Source organism: Escherichia sp. WS338, from assembly GCF_046486405.1.
GTDB lineage: Bacteria > Pseudomonadota > Gammaproteobacteria > Enterobacterales > Enterobacteriaceae > Escherichia > Escherichia coli.
This window is the reverse complement of the sequence record NZ_JBJQLL010000006.1, coordinates 25,534-49,731: the sequence shown is the minus strand read 5'-3', so window position 1 is coordinate 49,731 and position 24,198 is coordinate 25,534. Positions and strand designations below refer to the sequence as shown.

Below are 24,198 nucleotides of genomic sequence, written 5' to 3'. Positions count from 1 at the left end.
GTAATTGAAATGATAAATTGATAGCAGGGCCCCTTTACTGGGGCCCTGAAGCATTAGTTTTGTACTGTGACTTTATTATCCTTCACAGAGATCAAAACTGAATCCGTCACCGCTTTGCCGCCTGCAGTTTCACCGCCAATAATTAATAAACTATTATTCCAGGGCAATGATACTCCGTAGGCCCGACCTTGCGATAATTCGCCCGATTTATCCCATTTCCCGTTATGCCAAAGATGAATATCAGCGCTATATGATTTTTTCAGGCCTTCATGCGCATAGTTCTTACCGTTTTGGTAATTTTCCCGTGAACCTTTGAATCCGGCCCCTCCGGCAAATATAAGAGAATCATTGCTTATCCCCGCAAAACCGCCAGCGACGCCATCTGGTGATGAGACGGGATCAAGCTTATTCCATTTTAAATTATCACCGGTGAAGTCAAGTTCAAATACGGCATCCGTTCGCAATCCTGGTTTGGCTTCGCCATTAATAAGCCAGGTTTTATCACCTTTATTCACAACCGCCGCACCAGCCGTTCCGTACCAGGGAGATTCGCCAGCGTAACTCCATTGCTGTGTTGAGGGATCAAAAGACAACAGAAACTTATTGAAGAAATAATCTTCTGCTTTTTTGTCAAAATAGTGAGCGTTGATTTTATCTATAGCGGTTGAATCTTTTCCAGCCTCGTTGAGATCTTCAAAATAGCCATTGAAGATATTCTGGTTAACACCGCCAGTAACATAAGCCTTGCCGTTGTGTACAAAAGTCACATGGCCTGCCATGCCCATCGGTGCGTGCGACATCAATTTAACCCAGCTATTGGTTTTGGGGTTGTATTTGTGTACGTCATTAAATACCTGAGTCAAGCCCTCGCTGTTTTTGCCAATGCCGCCAAACACATACAGATTGCCATCAATAAATGCCGAGGTTGCTTGATCTCTTGGTCCGCCAGGGAATGCAGCTAACGCTGTCCATTTTTTATCTTTGGCCTGTGTATCCAGCTTGTACCATGCCGTACCTGCGCTACCTAAACCAATGTAGACAGTGTCGTTATCAATTGCTCCGGTACCACTTTTAAATGGCACAGGAGTTTCCGGTAATACAGACGCGTTTGCGGCAAATGAAGCCATTATGATAGTAAGCGCCGTTATTGTTTTATTCATTGTGACTGTCTCCTGTCTACTACAGTTTAAATGACACACCAATGCGATAACTGTTTTCCGATAAATTATCTCTGCCGTTGTAAACACCCTGACGGTCAAGGTAGTCATATTCTATGTATGGCGTAATATCGGGCGTCATATGGTATTGTAGAACAAAGGCATTTTCCGTCGCCCATTTCTTGTGGTTTGCATAGCGATAATCATTCTGTTTGCTGTATAGCGTCGTTTGCCATGCGAAGGTGAAATCACTATTAATATGGTAAGTGACATATCCATCCCAACGATGAACGTTATCACGAGACATATCACCGGATAAGTCTTGTTGTCGGTAAGCTTTCCAGTCGTAACGATAGCGAATGCCAAAATTAAGATCTTTTGTCGCGTCCCAGGACAGTTTTACGTAGGGTCCGTAGCGTGTGCCATTGCTGCTAAAATGCGTTAACATTCCCGGGCGCACCGTCCATTGATCATCAAGTTTAATCGCGTAATTAACTTCAACCTGAACATCATTGAGTGCGGCATTTTCCTTTTTATTATCATGAATGGTATTCCAGGTATTACTTTCCATGCTTGCCCACCATCCATTTTGCCATCCCTCACTGACTTTGAGTCGAGTCTCATAGGCGTGGCTTCCACTACGATATCCACCACGTACGTCCAGTGTCGCAGCCTGAGAAATTAATGGGGACGAAAAGCACAGTAATAATACGCCAGAAAGTATTTTAGCCTTTTTCATAAATTTCACTCATTTGTAGGATACAGAAAGCAATACAAAGCCCGCATAAACAATTAGCATTTATGTTGTGTAATATTTTTTTTGCCAGGCTTATAGTGTCTTTGGCAACCGGTAGCTGTATTTTATATTTTTTTGTATAAGGTCTCCTGTGAAAAATCTCTTTTCACATTATTTAAATAAACAGAGAGCCAGATTAAATACCTGAGTATAAAATCTCTTCTGATGTTTAATTGATTTGAATGTTCGTAAGCTATATCGCTTACTCAATCCATTTTACCCAGAGTCAAAAAATAGAGTGTCTGTTGATCTCATTTTCATATTCCTTTCAGACTGAAGTGCGTTTTCATCACCCGATGAGAAAGAACTGAAGTGATGTTTGCCATAGATTGCGAGATGCCCTGTCTCATTGACTATCTTGGTGCACCTTTATACCTGTTATACCAGATCAAAAATCACGCAATCCATACAACAAAACCAGATTTGCAATTCGTGTCACAAAATATGTCGATCTTTTTCTAAGAGGCAGATGCCATGTGAAGCCAGACGAACACTTGCGGTGGTCTTCAAAAATTAAAGATTTTCTTTTAAGTGTCTGTTTTATAAATAATTTATTTAGAATCTAAACAAAGAAAGCTTTGCAAGCTAACTCAGTGAGCTTGGTGAAAATAAGTGTTTACCCGCCATCAGGCTGAGCATAATTCTCATCATGAAATATGTTTCTTGGTTTGTGGCTTGTAACTGGTCACTCCTGATGTCGATCTGGAGAGGCTTGTTGATGTTGGTGTTTTAAGGATGATGTTTCACTTAGTTTGTTTGCCGTATCGCCCGGCGAATAGCTGTGATTGAGGAAGGTTTAAGTCGTAGTGACCAAAGCCATAGTTACCAACGGATGTAGATGAAAAAGCGTCGCCTGCGTTCCCCCATATCTCCAGGATAAAAGGGAATGTAACAATCTCATGGCCTAAGCTGACGAACCAGGCAGGAATAATCGCTAGGGATCTAAGAATTAGCATGATAATAGCCACTAAGAAATTACTGCGTTCCATGAAATAGCCATTTTGTGGCAAATGCAGTTGACTAATAATGTCATATGTGAGACGGCTAGTTGAACGAATATTAAATTTTGCTGAATTTTTTATGTTGATTTTACTTGTTACAGAACATATCACATGATATATAGATAAGATTAGTTGCATTAATGATGAGGGTTATTATTCGATTCGTATCAGATTGATAAATATATAAAGGTACATAGCATGCAAGAGCATGGCGTTTGTATGGCAAAGTTATTATAAGTAACTATCGCTACTCCATTTAAGTTCGCTCAGAAGAACTGGTCCACTTACGTTAGTTATTAAGCAAACGTTCGCTTTTATAAACATAATCAGGATAAAAATGTTGGATTATTGCTAACCCAGCACAGCTAGTGCGCGTCTGTAATTATAAGGGAAAACGATGAAGAATAAGGCTGATAACAAAAAAAGGAACTTCCTGACCCATAGTGAAATCGAATCACTCCTTAAAGCAGCAAATACCGGGCCTCATGCAGCACGTAATTATTGTCTGACTTTGCTTTGTTTTATTCATGGTTTCCGGGCGAGTGAAATTTGTCGATTGAGGATTTCGGATATTGATCTTAAGGCAAAGTGTATATATATCCATCGATTAAAAAAAGGCTTTTCAACAACGCACCCGCTATTAAACAAAGAAGTTCAGGCTTTAAAAAACTGGTTGAGTATCCGTACTTCTTATCCGCATGCTGAGAGCGAGTGGGTATTTTTATCACGTAAGGGGAATCCGCTTTCTCGGCAACAGTTTTACCATATTATCTCGACTTCTGGTGGTAATGCCGGGTTGTCACTGGAGATTCATCCGCACATGTTACGCCATTCGTGTGGTTTTGCTTTGGCGAATATGGGAATAGATACGCGACTTATCCGGGATTATCTTGGGCATCGCAATATTCGTCATACTGTCTGGTATACCGCCAGCAATGCAGGGCGTTTTTACGGCATCTGGGATAGAGCCAGAGGACGACAGCGTCACGCTGTTTTATAGAGATAGTTGAGATACCAGGGATGGTGTTAAAAACTACATTATTCTTACGATATATCAAAAATTATTAACCATTTATTAATTGATGTTATTGTAAGTGTGATTCTTAATTATCATAATAAACATTAAGTTAACCATACCCATACAAAATCCAATGGTTTATGTTCTTCAAAATAAATAAACAAAATCATTCATAAATTTACACATCACTTAAATTCTCCTGTTTCCACACTTTTTTCTTTATTTTTTAAGCAACTGGAAGTTAATCTTCTGCAATCTATTGTTATATTGAATCAAATCAATGAAAATAGATGTTGTCACATCAGTGATATTTTATTTTTGTATGATATTTAATGTAATTGACTGATAGCCACATCACTTCGTGTGTGGTTATCTTTTTATCTATTGGGCTAATTTTGACCGATTGAGGTTTCCTATAGGTATTCATTCAAATATATCTCAGTCAGGAGTACTACTATTGTGAGTAAACGTCGTTATCTTACCGGTAAAGAAGTTCAGGCCATGATGCAGGCGGTTTGTTACGGGGCAACGGGAGCCAGAGATTATTGTCTTATTCTGTTGGCATATCGGCATGGGATGCGTATTAGTGAACTGCTTGATCTGCATTATCAGGATCTTGACCTTAATGAAGGTCGAATAAATATTCGCCGACTGAAGAACGGATTTTCTACCGTTCACCCGTTACGTTTTGATGAGCGTGAAGCCGTGGAACGCTGGACCCAGGAACGTGCTAACTGGAAAGGCGCTGACCGGACCGACGCTATATTTATTTCTCGCCGCGGGAGTCGGCTTTCTCGCCAGCAGGCCTATCGCATTATTCGCGATGCAGGTATTGAAGCTGGAACCGTAACGCAGACTCATCCTCATATGTTAAGGCATGCTTGCGGTTATGAACTGGCGGAGCGTGGTGCCGATACCCGTTTAATTCAGGATTATCTCGGGCATCGAAATATTCGCCATACTGTACGTTATACCGCCAGTAATGCTGCTCGTTTTGCCGGATTATGGGAAAGAAATAATCTCATAAACGAAAAATTAAAAAGAGAAGAGATTTGATTTAACTCATTGATAATAAAGTTAAAAAACAAATAAATACAAGACAATTGGGGCCAAAACTGTCCATATCATAAATAAGTTACGTATTTTTTCTCAAGCATAAAAATATTAAAAAACGACAAAAAGCATCTAACTGTTTGATATGTAAATTATTTCTCTTGCAAATTAATTTCACATCACCTCCGCTATATGTAAAGCTAACGTTTCTGTGGCTCGACGCATCTTCCTCATTCTTCTCTCCAAAAACCACCTCATGCAATATAAAAATCTATAAATAAAGATAACAATAGAATATTAAGCCAACAAATAAACTGAAAAAGTTTGTGCGCGATGCTTTCCTCTATGAGTCAAAATGGCCCCAAATGTTTCATCTTTTGGGGGAAAACTGTGCAGTGTTGGCAGTCAAACTCGTTGACAAAACAAAGTGTACAGAACGACTGCCCATGTCGATTTAGAAATAGTTTTTTTAAAGGAAAGCAGCATGAAAATTAAAACTCTGGCAATCGTTGTTCTGTCGGCTCTGTCCCTCAGTTCCGCAGCGGCTCTGGCCGATACTACGACGGTAAATGGTGGGACCGTTCACTTTAAAGGGGAAGTTGTTAACGCCGCTTGCGCAGTTGATGCAGGCTCTGTTGATCAAACCGTTCAGTTGGGCCAGGTTCGTACCGCTAGCCTGAAGCAGGCTGGAGCAACCAGCTCTGCCGTTGGTTTTAACATTCAGCTGAATGATTGCGATACCACTGTTGCCACAAAAGCCGCTGTTGCCTTCTTAGGTACGGCAATTGATGCTACGCATACTGATGTACTGGCTCTGCAGAGTTCAGCTGCGGGTAGCGCAACAAACGTTGGTGTGCAGATCCTGGACAGAACGGGTGCTGCGCTGGCGCTGGACGGTGCGACATTTAGTTCAGAAACAACCCTGAATAACGGAACCAACACCATTCCGTTCCAGGCGCGTTATTTTGCAACCGGTGCCGCAACCCCAGGTGCTGCTAATGCGGATGCGACCTTCAAGGTTCAGTATCAATAACCTACCCAGGTTCAGGGACGTCATTACGGGCAGGGATGCCCACCCTTGTGCGATAAAAATAACGATGAAAAGGAAGAGATTATTTCTGTTAGCGTCGTTGCTGCCAATGTTTGCTCTGGCCGGAAATAAATGGAATACCACGCTGCCCGGCGGAAATATGCAATTTCAGGGCGTCATTATTGCGGAAACTTGCCGGATTGAAGCTGGCGATAAACAAATGACGGTCAATATGGGGCAAATCAGCAGTAACCGGTTTCATGCGGTAGGGGAAGATAGCGCACCGGTGCCTTTTGTTATTCATTTACGGGAATGTAGCACGGTGGTGAGTGAACGTGTGGGTGTGGCGTTTCACGGTGTCGCGGATGGTAAAAATCCGGATGTGCTTTCCGTGGGAGAGGGGCCAGGGATAGCCACCAATATTGGCGTAGCGTTATTTGATGATGAAGGAAACCTCGTACCGATTAATCGTCCTCCAGCAAACTGGAAACGGCTTTACTCAGGCTCTACTTCGCTACATTTCATCGCCAAATATCGTGCTACCGGGCGTCGGGTTACTGGCGGCATCGCCAATGCCCAGGCCTGGTTCTCTTTAACCTATCAGTAATTGTTCAGCAGATAATGTGATAACAGGAACAGGACAGTGAGTAATAAAAACGTCAATGTAAGGAAATCGCAGGAAATAACATTCTGCTTGCTGGCAGGTATCCTGATGTTCATGGCAATGATGGTTGCCGGACGCGCTGAAGCGGGAGTGGCCTTAGGTGCGACCCGCGTAATTTATCCGGCGGGGCAAAAACAAGTGCAACTTGCCGTGACAAATAATGATGAAAATAGCACCTATTTAATTCAATCATGGGTGGAAAATGCCGATGGTGTAAAGGATGGTCGTTTTATCGTGACGCCACCTCTGTTTGCGATGAAGGGAAAAAAAGAGAATACCTTACGTATTCTTGATGCAACAAATAACCAATTGCCACAGGATCGGGAAAGTTTATTCTGGATGAACGTTAAAGCGATTCCGTCAATGGATAAATCAAAATTGACTGAGAATACGCTACAGCTCGCAATTATCAGCCGCATTAAACTGTACTATCGCCCGGCTAAATTAGCGTTGCCACCCGATCAGGCCGCAGAAAAATTAAGATTTCGTCGTAGCGCGAATTCTCTGACGCTGATTAACCCGACACCCTATTACCTGACGGTAACAGAGTTGAATGCCGGAACCCGGGTTCTTGAAAATGCATTGGTGCCTCCAATGGGCGAAAGCACGGTTAAATTGCCTTCTGATGCAGGAAGCAATATTACTTACCGAACAATAAATGATTATGGCGCACTTACCCCCAAAATGACGGGCGTAATGGAATAACGCAGGGGGGATTTTTCGCCTGAATAAAAAGAATTGACTGCCGGGTGATTTTAAACCGGAGGAATAATGTCATATCTGAATTTAAGACTTTACCAGCGAAACACACAATGCTTGCATATTCGTAAGCATCGTTTGGCTGGTTTTTTTGTCCGGCTCTTTGTTGCCTGTGCTTTTGCCGTACAGGCACCTTTGTCATCTGCCGAACTCTATTTTAACCCGCGTTTTTTAGCGGATGATCCCCAGGCTGTGGCTGATTTATCGCGTTTTGAGAATGGGCAAGAATTACCGCCAGGGACGTATCGTGTCGATATCTATTTGAATAATGGTTATATGGCAACGCGTGATGTCACATTTAATACGGGCGACAGTGAACAAGGGATTGTTCCCTGCCTGACACGCGCGCAACTTGCCAGTATGGGGCTGAATACGGCTTCTGTCTCCGGTATGAATCTGCTGGCGGATGATGCCTGCGTGCCATTAACCTCAATGATCCATGACGCTACTGCGCATTTAGATGTTGGTCAGCAGCGACTCAACCTGACGATCCCTCAGGCATTTATGAGTAATCGCGCGCGTGGATATATTCCTCCTGAGTTGTGGGATCCCGGTATTAATGCCGGCTTACTCAATTATAATTTCAGCGGAAATAGTGTACAGAATCGGATTGGTAGTAACAGCCATTATGCATATTTAAACCTACAGAGTGGGCTAAATATTGGTGCGTGGCGTTTACGCGACAATACCACCTGGAGTTATAACAGTAGCGACAGTTCATCAGGTAGCAAAAATAAATGGCAACATATCAATACCTGGCTTGAGCGAGACATAATTCCGTTACGTTCCCGGCTGACGCTGGGTGATGGTTATACCCAGGGCGATATTTTCGATGGTATTAACTTTCGCGGCGCACAATTGGCCTCAGATGACAATATGTTACCCGATAGCCAAAGAGGATTTGCCCCGGTGATCCACGGTATTGCTCGTGGTACTGCACAGGTCACTATTAAACAAAATGGGTATGACATTTATAATAGTACGGTGCCGCCGGGGCCTTTTACCATCAACGATATCTATGCCGCAGGTAATAGTGGTGACTTGCAGGTAACAATTAAAGAGGCTGACGGCAGCACGCAGATCTTTACCGTACCCTATTCGTCAGTCCCGCTTTTGCAACGTGAAGGGCATACACGTTATTCCATTACGGCAGGAGAATACCGTAGTGGAAATGCGCAGCAGGAAAAACCCCGCTTTTTCCAGAGTACATTACTCCACGGCCTTCCGGCTGGCTGGACAATATATGGTGGAACGCAACTGGCGGATCGTTATCGTGCGTTTAATTTCGGTATCGGGAAAAACATGGGGGCACTGGGCGCTCTGTCTGTGGATATGACGCAGGCTAATTCCACACTTCCCGATGACAGTCAGCATGACGGACAATCGGTGCGTTTTCTTTATAACAAATCGCTCAATGAGTCAGGCACGAATATTCAGTTAGTGGGTTACCGTTATTCGACCAGTGGGTATTTTAATTTCGCTGACACAACATACAGTCGAATGAATGGCTACAACATCGAAACACAGGATGGAGTTATTCAGGTTAAGCCGAAATTCACCGACTATTACAATCTCGCTTATAACAAACGCGGGAAATTACAGCTCACCGTTACTCAGCAACTCGGGCGCACATCAACACTGTATTTGAGTGGTAGCCATCAAACTTATTGGGGAACGAATAATGTCGATGAGCAATTCCAGGCTGGTTTAAATACTGCATTCGAAGATATCAACTGGACGCTCAGCTATAGCCTGACGAAAAACGCCTGGCAAAAAGGACGGGATCAGATGTTAGCGCTTAACGTCAATATTCCTTTCAGCCACTGGCTGCGTTCTGACAGTAAATCTCAGTGGCGACATGCCAGTGCCAGTTACAGCATGTCACACGATCTCAACGGTCGGATGACCAATCTGGCCGGTGTATACGGTACGTTGCTGGAAGACAACAACCTCAGCTATAGCGTGCAAACCGGTTACGCCGGGGGAGGTGATGGTAATAGCGGAAGTACAGGCTACGCCACGCTGAATTATCGCGGTGGTTACGGCAATGCCAACATCGGTTACAGCCATAGCGATGATATTAAGCAGCTCTATTACGGAGTCAGCGGTGGGGTACTGGCTCATGCCAATGGCGTAACGCTGGGGCAGCCGTTAAACGATACGGTGGTGCTTGTTAAAGCGCCTGGCGCAAAAGATGCAAAAGTCGAAAACCAGACGGGGGTGCGTACCGACTGGCGCGGTTATGCCGTGCTGCCTTATGCCACTGAATATCGGGAAAACAGAGTAGCGCTGGATACCAATACCCTGGCTGATAACGTCGATTTAGATAACGCGGTCGCTAACGTTGTTCCCACCCGTGGGGCGATCGTGCGAGCAGAGTTTAAAGCGCGCGTTGGGATAAAACTGCTCATGACGCTAACCCACAATAATAAGCCGCTGCCGTTTGGGGCGATGGTGACATCAGAGAGTAGCCAGAGTAGCGGCATTGTTGCGGATAATGGTCAGGTTTACCTCAGCGGAATGCCTTTAGCGGGAAAAGTTCAGGTGAAATGGGGAGAAGAGGAAAATGCTCACTGTGTCGCCAATTATCAACTGCCACCAGAGAGTCAGCAGCAGTTATTAACCCAGCTATCAGCTGAATGTCGTTAAGGGGGCGTGATGAGAAACAAACCTTTTTATCTTCTGTGCGCTTTTTTGTGGCTGGCGGTGAGTCACGCTTTGGCTGCGGATAGCACGATTACTATCCGCGGCTATGTCAGAGATAACGGCTGTAGTGTGGCCGCTGAATCAACCAATTTTACTGTTGATCTGATGGAAAACGCGGCGAAGCAATTTAACAACATTGGCGCGACGACTCCTGTCGTTCCATTTCGTATTTTGCTGTCACCCTGTGGTAATGCCGTTTCTGCCGTAAAAGTTGGGTTTACCGGTGTTGCAGATAGCCACAATGCCAACCTGCTTGCACTTGAAAATACGGTGTCAGCGGCTGCGGGACTGGGAATACAGCTTCTGAATGAGCAACAAAATCAGATACCCCTTAATGCCCCATCGTCCGCGATTTCGTGGACGACCCTGACGCCGGGTAAACCAAATACGCTGAATTTTTACGCCCGGCTAATGGCGACACAGGTGCCTGTCACTGCGGGGCATATCAATGCCACGGCTACCTTCACTCTTGAATATCAGTAACTGGAGATGCTCATGAAATGGCGCAAACGTGGGTATTTATTGGCGGCAATGTTGGCGCTCGCAAGTGCGACGATACAGGCAGCCGATGTCACCATCACGGTGAACGGTAAGGTCGTCGCCAAACCGTGCACGGTTTCCACCACCAATGCCACGGTAGATCTCGGCGATCTTTATTCTTTCAGTCTGATGTCTGCCGGGGCGGCATCGGCCTGGCATGATGTTGCGCTTGAGTTGACTAATTGTCCGGTGGGAACGTCGAGGGTCACTGCCAGCTTCAGCGGGGCAGCCGACAGTACCGGATATTATAAAAACCAGGGGACCGCGCAAAACATCCAGTTAGAGCTACAGGATGACAGTGGCAACACATTGAATAGTGGCGCAACCAAAACAGTTCAGGTGGATGATTCCTCACAATCAGCGCACTTCCCGTTACAGGTCAGAGCATTGACGGTAAATGGCGGAGCCACTCAGGGAACCATTCAGGCAGTAATTAGCATCACCTATACCTACAGCTGAAGCCGAAGAGATGATTGTAATGAAACGAGTTATTACCCTGTTTGCTGTACTGCTGATGGGCTGGTCGGTAAATGCCTGGTCATTCGCTTGTAAAACCGCCAATGGCACCGCTATCCCTATTGGCGGTGGCAGCGCCAATGTTTATGTAAACCTTGCGCCCGCCGTGAATGTGGGGCAAAACCTGGTCGTGGATCTTTCGACGCAAATCTTTTGCCATAACGATTATCCGGAAACCATTACAGACTATGTCACACTGCAACGAGGCTCGGCTTATGGCGGCGTGTTATCTAATTTTTCCGGGACCGTAAAATATAGTGGCAGTAGCTATCCATTTCCGACCACCAGCGAAACGCCGCGCGTTGTTTATAATTCGAGAACGGATAAGCCGTGGCCGGTGGCGCTTTATTTGACGCCTGTGAGCAGTGCGGGCGGGGTGGCGATTAAAGCTGGCTCATTAATTGCCGTGCTAATTTTGCGACAGACCAACAACTATAACAGCGATGATTTCCAGTTTGTGTGGAATATTTACGCCAATAATGATGTGGTGGTGCCTACTGGCGGCTGTGATGTTTCTGCTCGTGATGTCACCGTTACTCTGCCGGACTATCCCGGTTCGGTGCCGATTCCTCTTACCGTTTATTGTGCGAAAAGCCAAAACCTGGGGTATTACCTCTCCGGCACAACCGCAGATGCGGGCAACTCGATTTTCACCAATACCGCCTCGTTTTCACCAGCACAGGGCGTCGGCGTACAGTTGACGCGCAACGGTACGATTATTCCAGCGAATAACACGGTATCGTTAGGAGCAGTAGGGACTTCGGCGGTAAGTCTGGGATTAACGGCAAATTACGCACGTACCGGTGGGCAGGTGACTGCAGGGAATGTGCAATCGATTATTGGCGTGACTTTTGTTTATCAATAAAGAAATCACAGGACATTGCTAATGCAGTTACGCAATATTACCTGAAGCTAAAAACCTGCACGTTAGCCCTTTGTAGGCCAGATAAGACGCGTCAGCGTCGCATCTGGCATAAACAAAGCGCACTTTGCCGACAATCCGAACTGAGCCTGCCATTGGCAGGCTCCGGTGTTCTTTTACGCTACCATGCTAATAATCAACACAATAATCAGCCCAACCACGGAGTTGACCAGCTCCAGCAGACCCCAGGTTTTCAACGTGTCTTTTACTGACAGGTCAAAGTAACCTTTGAACAACCAGAAAGATGCATCGTTAATGTGCGTGAGGGTGTTGGAACCCGCAGCCGTCGCCAGCACCAGCAGCGCCGGATTCACGCCAACCAGCTGACCGGTTGCTGGATCAAGGATTGCAGCACTGATAATCCCGGCAGCGGTCATCGCCGAAACGACACCCTGACCCGTCGCCAGACGAATCAGTACGGTGATCAGCCATGCCATGATGTAGGGCGAGATATTGCCGTGGGACATCAACATGCCGATGGTGTCGCCAATGCCGGTGTCGATGATGGTCTGCTTCAGCACGCCACCCGCACCGATGATCAGAATCACCATTGCAATGCTTTTCACCGCGCTTTCAAAAGCGTTCATCACCCACTGCATGTCATGACCACGCGCGGTGCCAAAGAGTACGAATGCAACCACCATCGCAATAAACATTGCAATCGGCGAGGAACCGATAAAGTTAACCACTTCCCAGGCAGGGGTATCTTTTACCAGCCAGATATTGGCGATGGTGGTAGAGATCATAATGATCGCCGGGATCAGCGGCACCAGAATCGAAACGCCGAAAGAGGGCAGATTATTCATATCTACCGGTTGATCTGCTTTCAGGAATGATGGCGTTGGGCGCTCAAGATTGCCGAGGAACTTCGGCAGGATCAGACCTGCGCAGATGACACTTGGGATCGTCACCAGTACGCCATAGATATAAACCATCCCCATATCCGCGCCATAAGCATTCACCAGCGCCACCGGACCCGGCTGCGGTGGGAACAGTGAATGTGCGGTAGTGGCAGCTGCTACTGCCGGGATCGCCAGTTTCAGGAACGGAATTTTAGCTTCGGCGGCAATAACAATAACCAGCGGCGCCAGCATAATAAAGGCCACTTCATAGAACATCGCCAGACCAAAAATAAGTCCGATGATAATCACTGATATCTGAACATAGCGCAGGCCGAGACGTGCCAGCAGGGTATGCGCTATCTGGTGAGCAGCGCCGGAGTCGACCATCAATTTACCGATGACCGCACCAAACACCACGATGATCGCCAGTTCCCCCAGCGTGTTGCCGAAACCTGCTTTCATGGTGTGCAGCAGCGACATCAAATCCATACCGGCCAGCATCCCGACGGACAGCGCCGCCACCAACAAAGCCACCATCGAATTGATTTTGAACTTCAAATTCAGTACCAGCATCAGGCCAATGCCGAATACCACCCAGAGAATGTTAAGCACATGCATAACGTTTTACCTTACCTGGTTGAACCGTTGTTATTTTGGGCGACATGTTATGTAAATTGGTCAACCATTGTTGCGATGAATGTCACATCCTCTGATCAATAACCATCGATTACCCTTTGCTGCAATTTGCAGCAACAACCAGGAGAGTGAAATTCTTGTGATGTGGTTAACCAATTTCAGATTTCGGGTTGACATGTCTTACCAAAAGGTAGAACTTATACGCCATCTCATCCGATGCAACGCCACGGCTGCGGTCTGGTTGTTCATCCGGATACCTAAACAATTCCGGGGCTCCACGTCTCTTTGCTGTGGAACCCACTATGTGAAAGAGGAAAAATCATGGAACAGACCTGGCGCTGGTACGGCCCAAACGATCCGGTTTCTTTAGCTGATGTCCGTCAGGCGGGCGCAACTGGCGTGGTTACCGCGCTGCACCATATCCCGAACGGCGAAGTATGGTCCGTAGAAGAGATCCTCAAACGCAAGGCGATCGTTGAAGACGCAGGCCTGGTGTGGTCTGTCGTTGAAAGCGTACCAATTCACGAAGATATCAAAACCCACACTGGCAACTATGAGCAGTGGATTGCTAACTATCAGCAGACCCTGCGCAACCTGGCGCAGTGCGGCATTCGCACCGTGTGCTACAACTTCATGCCGGTGCTCGACTGGACCCGTACTGACCTCGAATACGTGCTGCCAGACGGCTCCAAAGCTCTGCGCTTCGACCAGATCGAATTCGCTGCATTCGAAATGCATATCCTGAAGCGTCCAGGCGCGGAAGCGGATTACACCGAAGAAGAAATTGCTCAGGCAGCTGTTCGCTTCGCCACCATGAGCGACGAAGACAAAGCGCGTCTGACCCGTAACATCATTGCCGGTCTGCCAGGTGCGGAAGAAGGGTATACCCTCGACCAGTTCCGTAAGCACCTGGAGCTGTACAAAGATATCGACAAAGCCAAACTGCGCGAAAACTTTGCTGTCTTCCTGAAAGCGATTATTCCAGTTGCTGAAGAAGTTGGCGTGCGTATGGCGGTTCACCCGGACGATCCGCCGCGCCCGATCCTCGGCCTGCCGCGCATTGTTTCCACCATTGAAGATATGCAGTGGATGGTTGATACCGTAAACAGCATGGCGAACGGTTTCACCATGTGCACCGGTTCCTACGGCGTGCGTGCTGACAACGATCTGGTTGATATGATCAAGCAGTTCGGTCCGCGTATTTACTTCACCCATCTGCGCTCCACCATGCGTGAAGATAACCCGAAAACCTTCCACGAAGCGGCGCACCTGAACGGTGACGTTGATATGTACGAAGTGGTGAAAGCGATTGTTGAAGAAGAACACCGTCGTAAAGCGGAAGGCAAAGAAGACCTGATCCCGATGCGTCCGGACCACGGTCATCAGATGCTGGACGACCTGAAGAAGAAAACCAATCCTGGTTACTCCGCAATTGGTCGTCTGAAAGGCCTGGCCGAAGTTCGCGGTGTCGAACTGGCGATCCAGCGCGCTTTCTTTAGCCGTTAATATCCACCGGCATGGCTGCGCGCCGTGCCGGTTCCTTCTTCCTTGCCGTCACTCTCTGAAGACGGATTCTGGAGTTTACGATGACTACTATTGTTGACAGCAATCTGCCGGTTGCCCGCCCGTCATGGGATCATTCTCGTCTGGAATCACGCATTGTGCATCTCGGTTGCGGGGCGTTTCACCGCGCGCACCAGGCGCTGTATACCCATCATCTGCTGGAAAGTACCGACAGCGACTGGGGTATCTGCGAAGTTAACCTGATGCCAGGCAACGACCGCGTGCTGATCGAAAACCTGAAAAAACAGCAACTGCTGTACACCGTGGCGGAAAAAGGCGCGGAAAGCACCGAGCTGAAAATTATCGGTTCGATGAAAGAAGCGCTGCATCCGGAAATCGACGGTTGCGAAGGTATTCTCAACGCGATGGCGCGTCCGCAGACGGCGATTGTCTCTCTGACGGTCACGGAAAAAGGCTACTGTGCCGATGCGGCAAGCGGTCAGTTGGATCTCAATAACCCGCTGATCAAGCACGATCTCGAAAACCCGACTGCGCCGAAGTCTGCGATTGGTTACATCGTAGAAGCCCTGCGTCTGCGTCGTGAAAAAGGGCTGAAAGCATTTACGGTGATGTCCTGCGACAACGTGCGTGAAAACGGTCATGTGGCGAAGGTTGCCGTTCTTGGGCTGGCTCAGGCGCGTGACCCGCAACTGGCGGCATGGATTGAAGAAAACGTCACCTTCCCGTGCACCATGGTTGACCGCATCGTTCCGGCTGCGACGCCAGAAACCTTACAGGAAATTGCTGACCAGCTGGGTGTTTACGACCCGTGCGCCATTGCCTGCGAACCGTTCCGTCAGTGGGTGATTGAAGATAACTTCGTTAATGGTCGTCCGGACTGGGATAAAGTGGGCGCACAGTTCGTTGCAGACGTTGTGCCGTTCGAAATGATGAAACTGCGTATGCTGAACGGCAGCCACTCTTTCCTGGCGTACCTCGGTTACCTCGGCGGCTATGAAACTATTGCCGACACCATGACTAATCCGGATTATCGCAAAGCGGCCTTTGCCCTGATGATGCAGGAACAAGCGCCAACGCTGTCGATGCCGGAAGGTACAGACCTGAACGCCTATGCGACTCTGCTGATCGAGCGTTTCAGTAACCCGTCTCTGCGTCACCGTACCTGGCAGATTGCGATGGACGGCAGCCAGAAGTTACCGCAGCGTCTGCTGGATCCGGTGCGTCTGCATCTGCAAAACGGCGGTAGCTGGCGTCACCTGGCGCTGGGCGTGGCTGGCTGGATGCGTTACACCCAGGGCGTGGATGAGCAGGGTAAAGCTATTGACGTGGTCGACCCGATGCTGGCGGAGTTCCAGAAGATCAACGCGCAGTATCAGGGCGCAGACCGCGTGAAAGCGCTGCTGGGCCTGAGCGGTATCTTTGCCGATGATCTGCCGCAGAATGCCGACTTTGTTGGCGCGGTGACGGCGGCATATCAGCAGCTGTGCGAACGCGGTGCGCGCGAGTGTGTGGCTGCGCTGTAACTAACTGATTACCCTACAGACTTACTGGTCAATCAAACGCATATTTGGTTGACCAGTTTTCGTTTTTTTGCCCACCTGTACGTGCCAACTTCCAGTGCTAATGGTATAGTTTGAGATTAACGGGTGCCGTAAAATTGCCCGTTGTAGGCCGGATAAGGCATTCACGCCGCATCCGGCAAAATTTGATTAACCGCACCTAACGGACACAACACCATGAAATCTGCCACCTCTGCGCAAAGACCTTACCAGGAAGTTGGGGCGATGATCCGCGATCTGATCATAAAGACGCCGTACAATCCTGGCGAACGGCTGCCGCCGGAGCGTGAAATTGCAGAAATGCTTGATGTCACGCGGACGGTGGTACGTGAAGCGCTGATCATGCTGGAGATCAAAGGGCTGGTGGAAGTGCGCCGGGGTGCCGGTATTTATGTTCTTGATAGCTCAGGCAGCCACAACACAGACAGTCCGGAGGCCAACGTTTGCAATGATGCGGGTCCTTTTGAGCTGTTACAGGCGCGTCAGTTACTGGAAAGTAACATCGCCGAGTTTGCCGCCCTGCAGGCTACCCGCGAAGATATCGTCAAAATGCGTCAGGCATTGCAACTGGAAGAGCGTGAACTGGCTTCCAGCGCGCCGGGCAGCAGCGAAAGCGGTGACATGCAGTTCCATCTCGCCATTGCCGAAGCGACGCATAACAGCATGCTGGTGGAGCTATTCCGTCAGTCCTGGCAGTGGCGGGAAAACAATCCGATGTGGATCCAATTGCACAGCCATCTCGATGACAGCCTGTATCGCAAAGAGTGGTTGGGCGATCACAAACAGATCCTCGCCGCGTTAATCAAAAAAGATGCCCGAGCGGCGAAGCTGGCAATGTGGCAGCATCTGGAGAATGTGAAGCAGCGCTTGCTGGAGTTCTCTAATGTTGATGACATCTATTTCGATGGCTATCTGTTTGATTCATGGCCGCTGGATAAAGTCGACGCCTGATCCCTCATTTCTGGTGCAAAGTTGAACCGCTTTGCACTATGTATGTTCCCTGAATAGTTAATTATGTTCTGCAGAATATATTATGCGTAAATTAATCATTACGTACGATATATTGTTTTGGAATAATTATATATCAGTTTAACGCTGAGAAATTATTCGGAATAATCAGAATATGTTAACGTATTTCCGTTATGTTTAATGACTTTTGTCAAATGATACCTTTTTAAATAAAAAGTCAGTGGATATTCTTTTCTGTACAGTGTTTTATCTTTGGCGGATCTTATAAATCCCTTATGAAAGTGCCAGGGACGCAATGAGCATAAAGGAATGATTATGGAATATGAGCATCAACCCAGTGGTGTCCGGCAGCCAGGGCAGGATACAGATGCCACTAAACGTCAGGAGTGCGCAAAATGATGCGCCAATCAGTTCAGACGGTATTACCTGAAAGTACAGGACACAATACGTTATCGCTGCGTGATTCCGTATGCCGGGATCTCTTTCAACTTTTTAGTTCTCCCCATTCACCGCTACCAATATTACTTGTTTCAGGCATGCCTGAGTGGCAAGGGCATAATCAGAGCGACAAGCTTCTCCAGAGTTGGTATTGCCGCCAGTTACGTTCCGCGCTTTTATTTCATGAGCCACGTATTGCGGCATTGCAGGTCAATCTGAAAGCAGTCTATTGCCACGAGTTGGTCATTAGTCTGGAGATGATGCTGTACCACGATGATGAGCCGCTAACGTTTGACCTGGTCTGGCAGAAGGGGAGCTGGCATCGCACGATGCCGCAGTAAATGACGGGAAACGCGATACGCGCAAGACGTATCGCGTTAGGTCACAATTAGTGGGAGGTTCTGATTGCTGCTTTCAAGGCCGGAAGCCGGGATGGACTGGCACTGAGCTTATCAATCCCCATGGTGAGCAGTCGTGCTGTTTGCTGGATATCTCCAGCCATTTCGCCGCACATACTGACCGGAATTTCATTATTACGTCCGGCCTGACACACCATAGCAATAGCGTTAATCACCGCGTCATTACAATAATCGACCAGTTTCGCGACGGTGCTATTTCCTCTGTCTGCCGCCATAATATATTGCGTCAGATCGTTGGTGCCGATGGAAAAGAAATCGACTTCACTGGCTAATTTGTCTGCAATCATGACTGCGGCAGGAACCTCAATCATAATTCCCAGCGCCGGAAGATTTTCTGCAGAAAACTTTCAACCAGGTTCAATCTCCAGCTCGCGCAGTTCACGCCAGAAGCGTTCGGCAACTGGATTCATGCGGGTATTCATCCGGTATGCATAGGCCTGAATCGGGATCACCAGTTCGTCCCGATTCAGTACAACGAGCTGCCCGCTGCGAATTTCTTGTTGGATGGCATACTCCGGCAACCAGGCAATTCCACATCCGTCGAGGGCAACCTGCTTTAAAAGCTCGCTCATCGAAGAGACAAAAAAGGTGCTGAAACTCAACTCACTGTGGCGCGTCAGAGTGCGATTAATCAATCGCCCCATGTAGGAGTTGCGGCTGTAATTCAGTAACGGAAAGTGTGGCTGAGCGAGGTTAAAAAGTGCTTCTCCGTGTTCGTCACTGGCGCAGACGGGGAACAATTGAGATTCAAATAAGCGGATGTGGTCAAACGGCGCTTCCAGCAAATCTTCGTCGTGAAAGGAAAAAATACAGTCACTTTGCCCTTCGCGCAGTTTATCGACCGCTTCATCGACATCAATGGCTTCAATTGCCCAGGTAAAGAGCGGCGGCATCTGGCTGATAATGGACGGTAACAGACCGAGGGAAAGAGAGTGTGCAGCGGCTATCTTGATTTTACGTTGCGCGTAATCGCTGCCGCCACGCAGCTCTGCCAGGTTGCTTTCTAACTGTTGCAACAGATGGCGGATCTGCGAATGGAAGATTTTCCCTTGTTCCGAGAGTTGCAGCGGCGTCACCTGGCGGTTAAACAATTCAACGCCAATCGCCTGTTCCAGTGCACGGATGCGGCGGCTGAATGCCGGTTGCGAGACGTTGCGACTGACTGCCGCCTGGGAAAAATTGCGACATTTTTCCAGGGTCAGAAAATCATAAAGCCATTTGGTTTCAATGTTATGCAAAACCGCACCACAGTCATCCATTACGTTATACTCTGTCAGCCGCCCTTGCGGGCATTCTACGTCCATTCGGGCGGCTGACAACCGGTTATGCCGTTTCAAACGTTCCTTTCACGCAGGCTTTGCCGTCTTTGACCATCAGTTTGCCGCGAGCGTATACCTGCTCAATGCGCAATTCAGGCGTCATGACCAGTAAGTCTGCGTCATTGCCTGGCAGAATTTCGCCTTTCCCGGTCAGGTTAAGGAAACCGGCTACGCTACTGGTGAGCGGGCGCAGGGCATCGCTAAGGCTGAAGCTATAGTCTTTGACCAACATTTGCACGGTTTCCAGCAATGTTTCAAAACCTGCAACACCGATATGGGTTAAATTTCCTTCGTCATCAAAGAACGGCTGGCTACCGTTGCCGTCGGAGCTGAGGGTGACGCGTGCCAGCGGAATACCCGCCTGAACGGCGCGGGCAATACCTTCGGCAGGGGCGACCGGTTCGTCAATGCTACTGGTGATGTCGATGGTGCCGCCTTTGCGCGCGAACTCCAGCGCCTGCTCAAACAACGGAACGTTGCGGTTAACGTGGGTCGGCAGCAGCTTGCTGATCGGCACATCGCAGTTTTCCAGCAGGTCATAGACAGGCTGTAACGCCTTTTTGCTGTCGCCCATGTGGAACACGGTGACGCCAGGTTTACCGCCAAGCAAACCGCCAACGCGGGATTCCGCCGCCATATTAGCCAGGTGATAAACGTCAGGTGCGGCAGAACGGTGATCAGAGATGGCGCATTTCACACCAATCACGCGATCGATAATCGCCACGTCTTTTTCCACGGAACCTGTAATGGTGCGGGAAGGGACATGATAAGCGCCGGTCAGCATCCAGGCGCTGATGCCTTCTTCATTGAGCGCACGGGTCTTGGCGAGCAGGGATTCCGGGTGGCGAGAGATAGAGTCGGTACCCAGCAGACCAACCACTGACGTGACGCCCGCTTCCGTCAGACGACTTAACGCCACTTCTGGCGTGCGTGTCGTGGGACCTGCTTCGCCGCCACCACCAATCAAATGGACGTGTTGATCAATAAAACCTGGGCAGAGGATCTGCCCGCTGAGATCGACAACCGTGCAGTCCGGTACAATGTCAGAAGGGATGTTGCTGGCAACGGCAATAATTTTGCCGTTAGCGATGAGGACATCGCAAATTCCCCGATCTTCCGGCGCATACAAATGCGCTCCCTGCAGCAGGGTAAAACCGGCTGCGGAATAATCAATCATGGTAACTCCTTGTTAAACAATAAGCTGCATAACCCAGATCGACAGCAATGCGTTAATCACGCAGACCGTAATGATATGCGGATAATATTTGGCATTCACTTCGGCTGTCCCCAGGCAGCGACCGACATTTTGCACCGGGTTGCCCATTAAATACATCGCGGGCAGTAAAACGGTGACATCGTGGCCGGTTAATGCGCCAGCGGTTGCCAGACTGGCGGCAACACCGACTGCGCCGCCCATGCTCATCAATGCGGCTAAAAGGACGGTTGCCGCTTCACCTGGCAATCCCCACAGCGCCATTACGGGTTCACAGATATGTCCCACCCAGTCGAGCAGGCCAGTAATTTTCAGCGCCTGGATGATGACAAAGGCCATCACCACGTTTGGCAGCAGGTTGGTGGTAGCGATAGTAAAGCCACGGCGCGCGCCATCAATAAACATATCCATGACGTTTTTGCGGACCTGAGTTGTCATGCTTGCGCTCCTTGCGTTGGGTTGCGACGTTCTTCGAAGTTAAGCCAGACGCGCAAAATGTTGGCTCCGACAAATTTAAACACCAGGATGACGGCTAAAGGTACGATTACGGACGTGCCCAGAAAGGCAAACACCGCGACGCCGGAAGAGAAGTAGTTGGTGATGATGGCGCTACCGCTGGTTTGATAGGCGGCGAATATCACTTTATCACGTTCGGTAATTTCCCCTTCCTGCGCCAGTTCTTTGGTCATACCTGCGGCGGCATCGGTGTTTTGCAGGTTAGCAATCAGCGCCAGTGAACAGATGCCTGGAATGCCCAACAACGGTTTTAGCACGGGCGTCATTAACTGCTGCGCGGCGCGCAATCCGCCAAGACCATCGGTAATCGAGATAATTCCCAGAGAGAGAATCACTGACGGAGCCAGTTCCAGTGCGAAGAGAAAGCCATCTTTAGCTCCTGTGCCACCTGCGCCGCGAAACGAGGTGGTAGCGCCATTCGCACCAGGCAGTTGCCCAAACGATCCGTTCAGAACGGAAAAATCAAAAACGCGCCACCAGCTGTCTGTTCCGGAAAAAACACCGGAAAAAAAGATTATGGTGAGAAAAAAAGCCAGATACCCTTTAATGCCCACTTTTTCTGTCGCCAGCTCCCCGGCTACAGCATCCCCTTGTTGTGTCATAACAATCCCCATTGTTTTTTTGTGTTTGTGTGTTGCTTGAGCCAGGAAAATTCCTGGAGCTGAAAAACCTTATCAGCCATGTGGGTATGGGGAAAATGCAAGTATGTTTCTGGCTATGCGTTTTTTGCATAGCGGAAAAATTACGCTATAGGGAAAAGGTTCTGCGCTGGATTGAGTTGCAGTAAATTCATAAACCCAGTGACAATGACATAAGTAAATAAAAACAGAAAATCCAGGGACGAGAACGAGATGGCAAAGTACAACGAAAAAGAGCTGGCGGATACGAGCAAGTTTTTAAGTTTTGTCCTCCGACACAAACCGGAGGCGATTGGTATCGTACTGGACCGTGAAGGATGGGCGGATATCGATAAGCTCATACTTTGTGCCCAAAAAGCGGGCAAGCGGTTAACCCGTGCATTGCTGGATACTGTGGTTGCCACCAGCGATAAAAAGCGTTTTAGTTATTCCAGTGATGGTAGGTGCATCCGCGCGGTTCAGGGGCATTCGACTTCGCAGGTCGCTATTTCCTTTGCCGAAAAAACACCGCCACAGTTTCTCTACCACGGTACGGCAAGCCGTTTCCTTGACGAGATAAAAAAACAGGGGCTGATTGCAGGTGAGCGTCACTACGTACATCTCTCTGCTGATGAAGCAACGGCACGCAAAGTGGGAGCAAGACACGGATCGCCGGTTATCTTAACCGTCAAAGCACTGGAAATGGCGAAACGAGGCATCCCTTTCTGGCAAGCGGAAAACGGGGTCTGGCTGACATCAACGGTTGCTGTTGAGTTTCTTGAGTGGTAAGGGAAACTTTCCTCATGAAGTGACCACTTGTAGCTTAAATAATTGCACTGTGCTGATAAGCGCAGCAATAAACAACGCCGCCGCGCCGCAGAGAGTGGCGCTGGCAAGCGCCGATGTTCCATTGCCGAGCATACTGGTCAGCGCCGGGCCGAGGATTTGCCCAATGCCGTAAATGAGCGTCACAAAGCCTAAAAGATTGAGATTTCCCGGTACGCTCAGTTGGCGGGCGATAGTCATCACCAGAGATGTCGTGCCCATAAAGGTACTGCCAAAACCAATACTGCTGATGATAAGCAAGAGAGGCGAGTCGCTGGCGAGAGTAAGCAACACACTAATAGCCTGCACCAGCAAATTCGCCGTCAGGCAGGGCAAAGCCCCCCAACGTTTTGCTGCCCATAGCCAGCCAAAGCAACCAGGCACAATTGATAAGCCGACTAACGTCCAGAGATGGGCGGTTAACAATGGTGAGCCTGCATCTTTCGCCATGAGCGGCAGGTAAGTCGCGACGATGATATAACCAAATCCCGCCAGGCCGTACAGAATAGCCAGTAACCACCAGCTCATTATCTGTTGCTCCGTTTTTGCCAATGGCATTGGTGTGATGGCGTGTTTTTTCGAGGGCATTAAAAGCGTAAGTGCAATCAGCATCATGCCAGAAAGCGCCCCGGCGCCTTGCCATAACGTTTGCGAGGAGAGGTCAAAATGCAGGCCTGCCAGAACATATTCATTGCCCAGTGCGATGCCAATGCCAACGCCAGAAAACAAAGCTGCCAGCACAAAAGGATGGCGCGTGTGCTGCATAATCAGCGTCGAACCAAAAATCAGCATTCCGGCGCTGGCGACACCCGCCAGGACGCGAATCAATAACACCAGAATAAATGGCAGCAACCATGCCATTGCGAGGATCAACAACCCGCTCGCCAGGGCAGAAGCCAACAGAAATGGGCGCAGGCGCGATGGCTGGTGAAATGCGCCAAACGAAAATAGCAGACTGCCAGCCAGATACCCCGCATAGTTGCCGCTGGCAATCCACGAGAGCTGGCTAAATGAAAACGATCCTTCCGCCATCATGACGGGCAACATAGGCGTATAAAGGAAGCGGCCTAAACCCATACCTAAGGTCAGAACCAGCATCCCGAAAAGCGCGGTGCTGAAAGAAAAGCGTTCTACGGGATGCGAGGGCGAAGGCATGTTT

22 protein-coding genes and 1 pseudogene are annotated in these 24,198 nt (G+C 48.6%); 14 read left to right on the top strand and 9 right to left on the bottom strand.

All coding sequences use genetic code 11. The features are described 5' to 3' along the window. Positions 1 to 53: 53 nt before the first annotated feature. Together nanM and nanC are read right to left on the bottom strand one after the other, a co-directional pair. Positions 54 to 1,160 (bottom strand): N-acetylneuraminate epimerase, encoded by a 1,107-nt coding sequence (nanM, locus tag ACJHWT_RS07065; protein WP_001317598.1) that lies wholly within the window; start codon positions 1,158 to 1,160, stop codon positions 54 to 56. Positions 1,161 to 1,179: 19 nt separating this feature from the next. Continuing rightward, on the bottom strand, positions 1,180 to 1,896 hold the full coding sequence (gene nanC, locus ACJHWT_RS07060; protein WP_001295734.1) for an N-acetylneuraminic acid outer membrane channel NanC: 717 nt from the start codon (positions 1,894 to 1,896) through the stop codon (positions 1,180 to 1,182). Positions 1,897 to 3,351: 1,455 nt separating this feature from the next. Here nanC and fimB point away from each other — a divergent pair. From fimB to fimH, 9 genes are all read left to right on the top strand, one after another. Next, complete coding sequence (gene fimB, locus ACJHWT_RS07055; RefSeq protein ID WP_000790585.1) at positions 3,352 to 3,954, top strand: type 1 fimbria switch DNA invertase FimB; 603 nt, start codon at positions 3,352 to 3,354, stop codon at positions 3,952 to 3,954. A gap of 477 nt (positions 3,955 to 4,431) precedes the next feature. Beyond that, positions 4,432 to 5,028, top strand: coding sequence for a type 1 fimbria switch DNA invertase FimE (gene fimE, locus ACJHWT_RS07050; protein WP_000044710.1), 597 nt, complete (start codon positions 4,432 to 4,434; stop codon positions 5,026 to 5,028). A gap of 481 nt (positions 5,029 to 5,509) precedes the next feature. After that, positions 5,510 to 6,058 (top strand): type 1 fimbrial major subunit FimA, encoded by a 549-nt coding sequence (gene fimA, locus ACJHWT_RS07045; protein WP_000695543.1) that lies wholly within the window; start codon positions 5,510 to 5,512, stop codon positions 6,056 to 6,058. A gap of 64 nt (positions 6,059 to 6,122) precedes the next feature. After that, positions 6,123 to 6,662, top strand: a complete 540-nt coding sequence (locus tag ACJHWT_RS07040; protein WP_000824114.1) for a fimbrial protein — start codon at positions 6,123 to 6,125, stop codon at positions 6,660 to 6,662. A gap of 36 nt (positions 6,663 to 6,698) precedes the next feature. After that, positions 6,699 to 7,424 carry a type 1 fimbria chaperone FimC gene (gene fimC / locus ACJHWT_RS07035; RefSeq protein ID WP_000066560.1) on the top strand — a complete coding sequence of 242 codons (726 nt, stop codon included), beginning with the start codon at positions 6,699 to 6,701 and terminating at the stop codon, positions 7,422 to 7,424. Between the two features lie 66 nt (positions 7,425 to 7,490). Next, a complete protein-coding gene (gene fimD / locus ACJHWT_RS07030) occupies positions 7,491 to 10,127 on the top strand; it encodes a fimbrial usher FimD (RefSeq protein ID WP_000120984.1) in 2,637 nt (878 codons plus the stop codon). Between the two features lie 9 nt (positions 10,128 to 10,136). After that, positions 10,137 to 10,667 (top strand): type 1 fimbria minor subunit FimF, encoded by a 531-nt coding sequence (gene fimF / locus ACJHWT_RS07025; protein WP_001244823.1) that lies wholly within the window; start codon positions 10,137 to 10,139, stop codon positions 10,665 to 10,667. A gap of 72 nt (positions 10,668 to 10,739) precedes the next feature. After that, on the top strand, positions 10,740 to 11,183 hold the full coding sequence (locus ACJHWT_RS07020) for a fimbrial protein (protein WP_306234496.1): 444 nt from the start codon (positions 10,740 to 10,742) through the stop codon (positions 11,181 to 11,183). Between the two features lie 19 nt (positions 11,184 to 11,202). Further along, on the top strand, positions 11,203 to 12,105 hold the full coding sequence (gene fimH, locus ACJHWT_RS07015; protein ID WP_000832227.1) for a type 1 fimbria D-mannose specific adhesin FimH: 903 nt from the start codon (positions 11,203 to 11,205) through the stop codon (positions 12,103 to 12,105). Between the two features lie 173 nt (positions 12,106 to 12,278). On the opposite strand, the gene gntP is transcribed toward fimH, so the two are convergent. Further along, positions 12,279 to 13,622 (bottom strand): gluconate permease GntP, encoded by a 1,344-nt coding sequence (gene gntP / locus ACJHWT_RS07010; RefSeq protein ID WP_000558243.1) that lies wholly within the window; start codon positions 13,620 to 13,622, stop codon positions 12,279 to 12,281. Positions 13,623 to 13,961: 339 nt separating this feature from the next. On the opposite strand from gntP, the gene uxuA reads away from it, so the two are divergent. From uxuA to iraD, 4 genes are all read left to right on the top strand, one after another. Beyond that, a complete protein-coding gene (gene uxuA, locus ACJHWT_RS07005; RefSeq protein ID WP_000438591.1) occupies positions 13,962 to 15,146 on the top strand; it encodes a mannonate dehydratase in 1,185 nt (394 codons plus the stop codon). Positions 15,147 to 15,226: 80 nt separating this feature from the next. Then, a complete protein-coding gene (locus ACJHWT_RS07000) occupies positions 15,227 to 16,687 on the top strand; it encodes a fructuronate reductase (RefSeq protein ID WP_000208189.1) in 1,461 nt (486 codons plus the stop codon). A 213-nt stretch (positions 16,688 to 16,900) separates the two neighbouring features. Next, the gene (gene uxuR / locus ACJHWT_RS06995) at positions 16,901 to 17,674 is read left to right on the top strand and encodes a Uxu operon transcriptional regulator (RefSeq protein WP_000833689.1); all 774 of its coding nucleotides are present in this window, start codon (positions 16,901 to 16,903) and stop codon (positions 17,672 to 17,674) included. A 413-nt stretch (positions 17,675 to 18,087) separates the two neighbouring features. Beyond that, positions 18,088 to 18,471, top strand: coding sequence for an anti-adapter protein IraD (gene iraD, locus ACJHWT_RS06990; RefSeq protein ID WP_001695400.1), 384 nt, complete (start codon positions 18,088 to 18,090; stop codon positions 18,469 to 18,471). Between the two features lie 47 nt (positions 18,472 to 18,518). Here the strand turns inward: iraD and ACJHWT_RS06985 are convergent. The 5 genes and pseudogenes from ACJHWT_RS06985 to ACJHWT_RS06965 all read right to left on the bottom strand — a co-directional run. Beyond that, positions 18,519 to 18,890: pseudogene (locus ACJHWT_RS06985) on the bottom strand (putative PEP-binding protein); the annotation flags it as partial. A gap of 6 nt (positions 18,891 to 18,896) precedes the next feature. Then, complete coding sequence (hypT, locus tag ACJHWT_RS06980) at positions 18,897 to 19,808, bottom strand: hypochlorite stress DNA-binding transcriptional regulator HypT (protein ID WP_001677288.1); 912 nt, start codon at positions 19,806 to 19,808, stop codon at positions 18,897 to 18,899. Between the two features lie 64 nt (positions 19,809 to 19,872). Continuing rightward, positions 19,873 to 21,045, bottom strand: a complete 1,173-nt coding sequence (iadA, locus tag ACJHWT_RS06975; protein ID WP_000568396.1) for a beta-aspartyl-peptidase — start codon at positions 21,043 to 21,045, stop codon at positions 19,873 to 19,875. Between the two features lie 12 nt (positions 21,046 to 21,057). Next, a complete protein-coding gene (locus tag ACJHWT_RS06970; protein ID WP_000211971.1) occupies positions 21,058 to 21,519 on the bottom strand; it encodes a YjiG family protein in 462 nt (153 codons plus the stop codon). After that, positions 21,516 to 22,199 carry a nucleoside recognition domain-containing protein gene (locus tag ACJHWT_RS06965; protein WP_001317600.1) on the bottom strand — a complete coding sequence of 228 codons (684 nt, stop codon included), beginning with the start codon at positions 22,197 to 22,199 and terminating at the stop codon, positions 21,516 to 21,518. Before ACJHWT_RS06965 ends, ACJHWT_RS06970 begins: the two co-directional genes overlap by 4 nt. 249 nt (positions 22,200 to 22,448) lie before the next feature. Between ACJHWT_RS06965 and kptA the strand changes: the two genes are divergently transcribed. Beyond that, positions 22,449 to 23,003, top strand: coding sequence for an RNA 2'-phosphotransferase (kptA, locus tag ACJHWT_RS06960; protein WP_001151852.1), 555 nt, complete (start codon positions 22,449 to 22,451; stop codon positions 23,001 to 23,003). A gap of 12 nt (positions 23,004 to 23,015) precedes the next feature. Here kptA and ACJHWT_RS06955 read toward each other — a convergent pair whose 3' ends face one another. Then, positions 23,016 to 24,194 (bottom strand): MFS transporter, encoded by a 1,179-nt coding sequence (locus tag ACJHWT_RS06955; RefSeq protein ID WP_001139964.1) that lies wholly within the window; start codon positions 24,192 to 24,194, stop codon positions 23,016 to 23,018. Positions 24,195 to 24,198: the final 4 nt, after the last annotated feature.

Excerpts from the sequence above, each read along its gene's own strand:
- kptA (WP_001151852.1), top strand. The coding sequence starts at position 22,449 with ATGGCAAAGTACAACGAAAAAGAGCTGGCGGATACGAGCAAGTTTTTA.
- uxuR (WP_000833689.1), top strand. The coding sequence starts at position 16,901 with ATGAAATCTGCCACCTCTGCGCAAAGACCTTACCAGGAAGTTGGGGCG.
- iadA (WP_000568396.1), bottom strand. The coding sequence starts at position 21,045 with ATGATTGATTATTCCGCAGCCGGTTTTACCCTGCTGCAGGGAGCGCAT.
- uxuA (WP_000438591.1), top strand. The coding sequence starts at position 13,962 with ATGGAACAGACCTGGCGCTGGTACGGCCCAAACGATCCGGTTTCTTTA.
- fimF (WP_001244823.1), top strand. The coding sequence starts at position 10,137 with ATGAGAAACAAACCTTTTTATCTTCTGTGCGCTTTTTTGTGGCTGGCG.
- ACJHWT_RS06955 (WP_001139964.1), bottom strand. The coding sequence starts at position 24,194 with ATGCCTTCGCCCTCGCATCCCGTAGAACGCTTTTCTTTCAGCACCGCG.
- fimA (WP_000695543.1), top strand. The coding sequence starts at position 5,510 with ATGAAAATTAAAACTCTGGCAATCGTTGTTCTGTCGGCTCTGTCCCTC.
- ACJHWT_RS06970 (WP_000211971.1), bottom strand. The coding sequence starts at position 21,519 with ATGACAACTCAGGTCCGCAAAAACGTCATGGATATGTTTATTGATGGC.
- ACJHWT_RS06965 (WP_001317600.1), bottom strand. The coding sequence starts at position 22,199 with ATGACACAACAAGGGGATGCTGTAGCCGGGGAGCTGGCGACAGAAAAA.
- nanC (WP_001295734.1), bottom strand. The coding sequence starts at position 1,896 with ATGAAAAAGGCTAAAATACTTTCTGGCGTATTATTACTGTGCTTTTCG.
- ACJHWT_RS07000 (WP_000208189.1), top strand. The coding sequence starts at position 15,227 with ATGACTACTATTGTTGACAGCAATCTGCCGGTTGCCCGCCCGTCATGG.
- iraD (WP_001695400.1), top strand. The coding sequence starts at position 18,088 with ATGATGCGCCAATCAGTTCAGACGGTATTACCTGAAAGTACAGGACAC.
- fimB (WP_000790585.1), top strand. The coding sequence starts at position 3,352 with ATGAAGAATAAGGCTGATAACAAAAAAAGGAACTTCCTGACCCATAGT.
- ACJHWT_RS07040 (WP_000824114.1), top strand. The coding sequence starts at position 6,123 with ATGAAAAGGAAGAGATTATTTCTGTTAGCGTCGTTGCTGCCAATGTTT.
- fimH (WP_000832227.1), top strand. The coding sequence starts at position 11,203 with ATGAAACGAGTTATTACCCTGTTTGCTGTACTGCTGATGGGCTGGTCG.
- nanM (WP_001317598.1), bottom strand. The coding sequence starts at position 1,160 with ATGAATAAAACAATAACGGCGCTTACTATCATAATGGCTTCATTTGCC.
- hypT (WP_001677288.1), bottom strand. The coding sequence starts at position 19,808 with ATGGATGACTGTGGTGCGGTTTTGCATAACATTGAAACCAAATGGCTT.
- fimD (WP_000120984.1), top strand. The coding sequence starts at position 7,491 with ATGTCATATCTGAATTTAAGACTTTACCAGCGAAACACACAATGCTTG.
- gntP (WP_000558243.1), bottom strand. The coding sequence starts at position 13,622 with ATGCATGTGCTTAACATTCTCTGGGTGGTATTCGGCATTGGCCTGATG.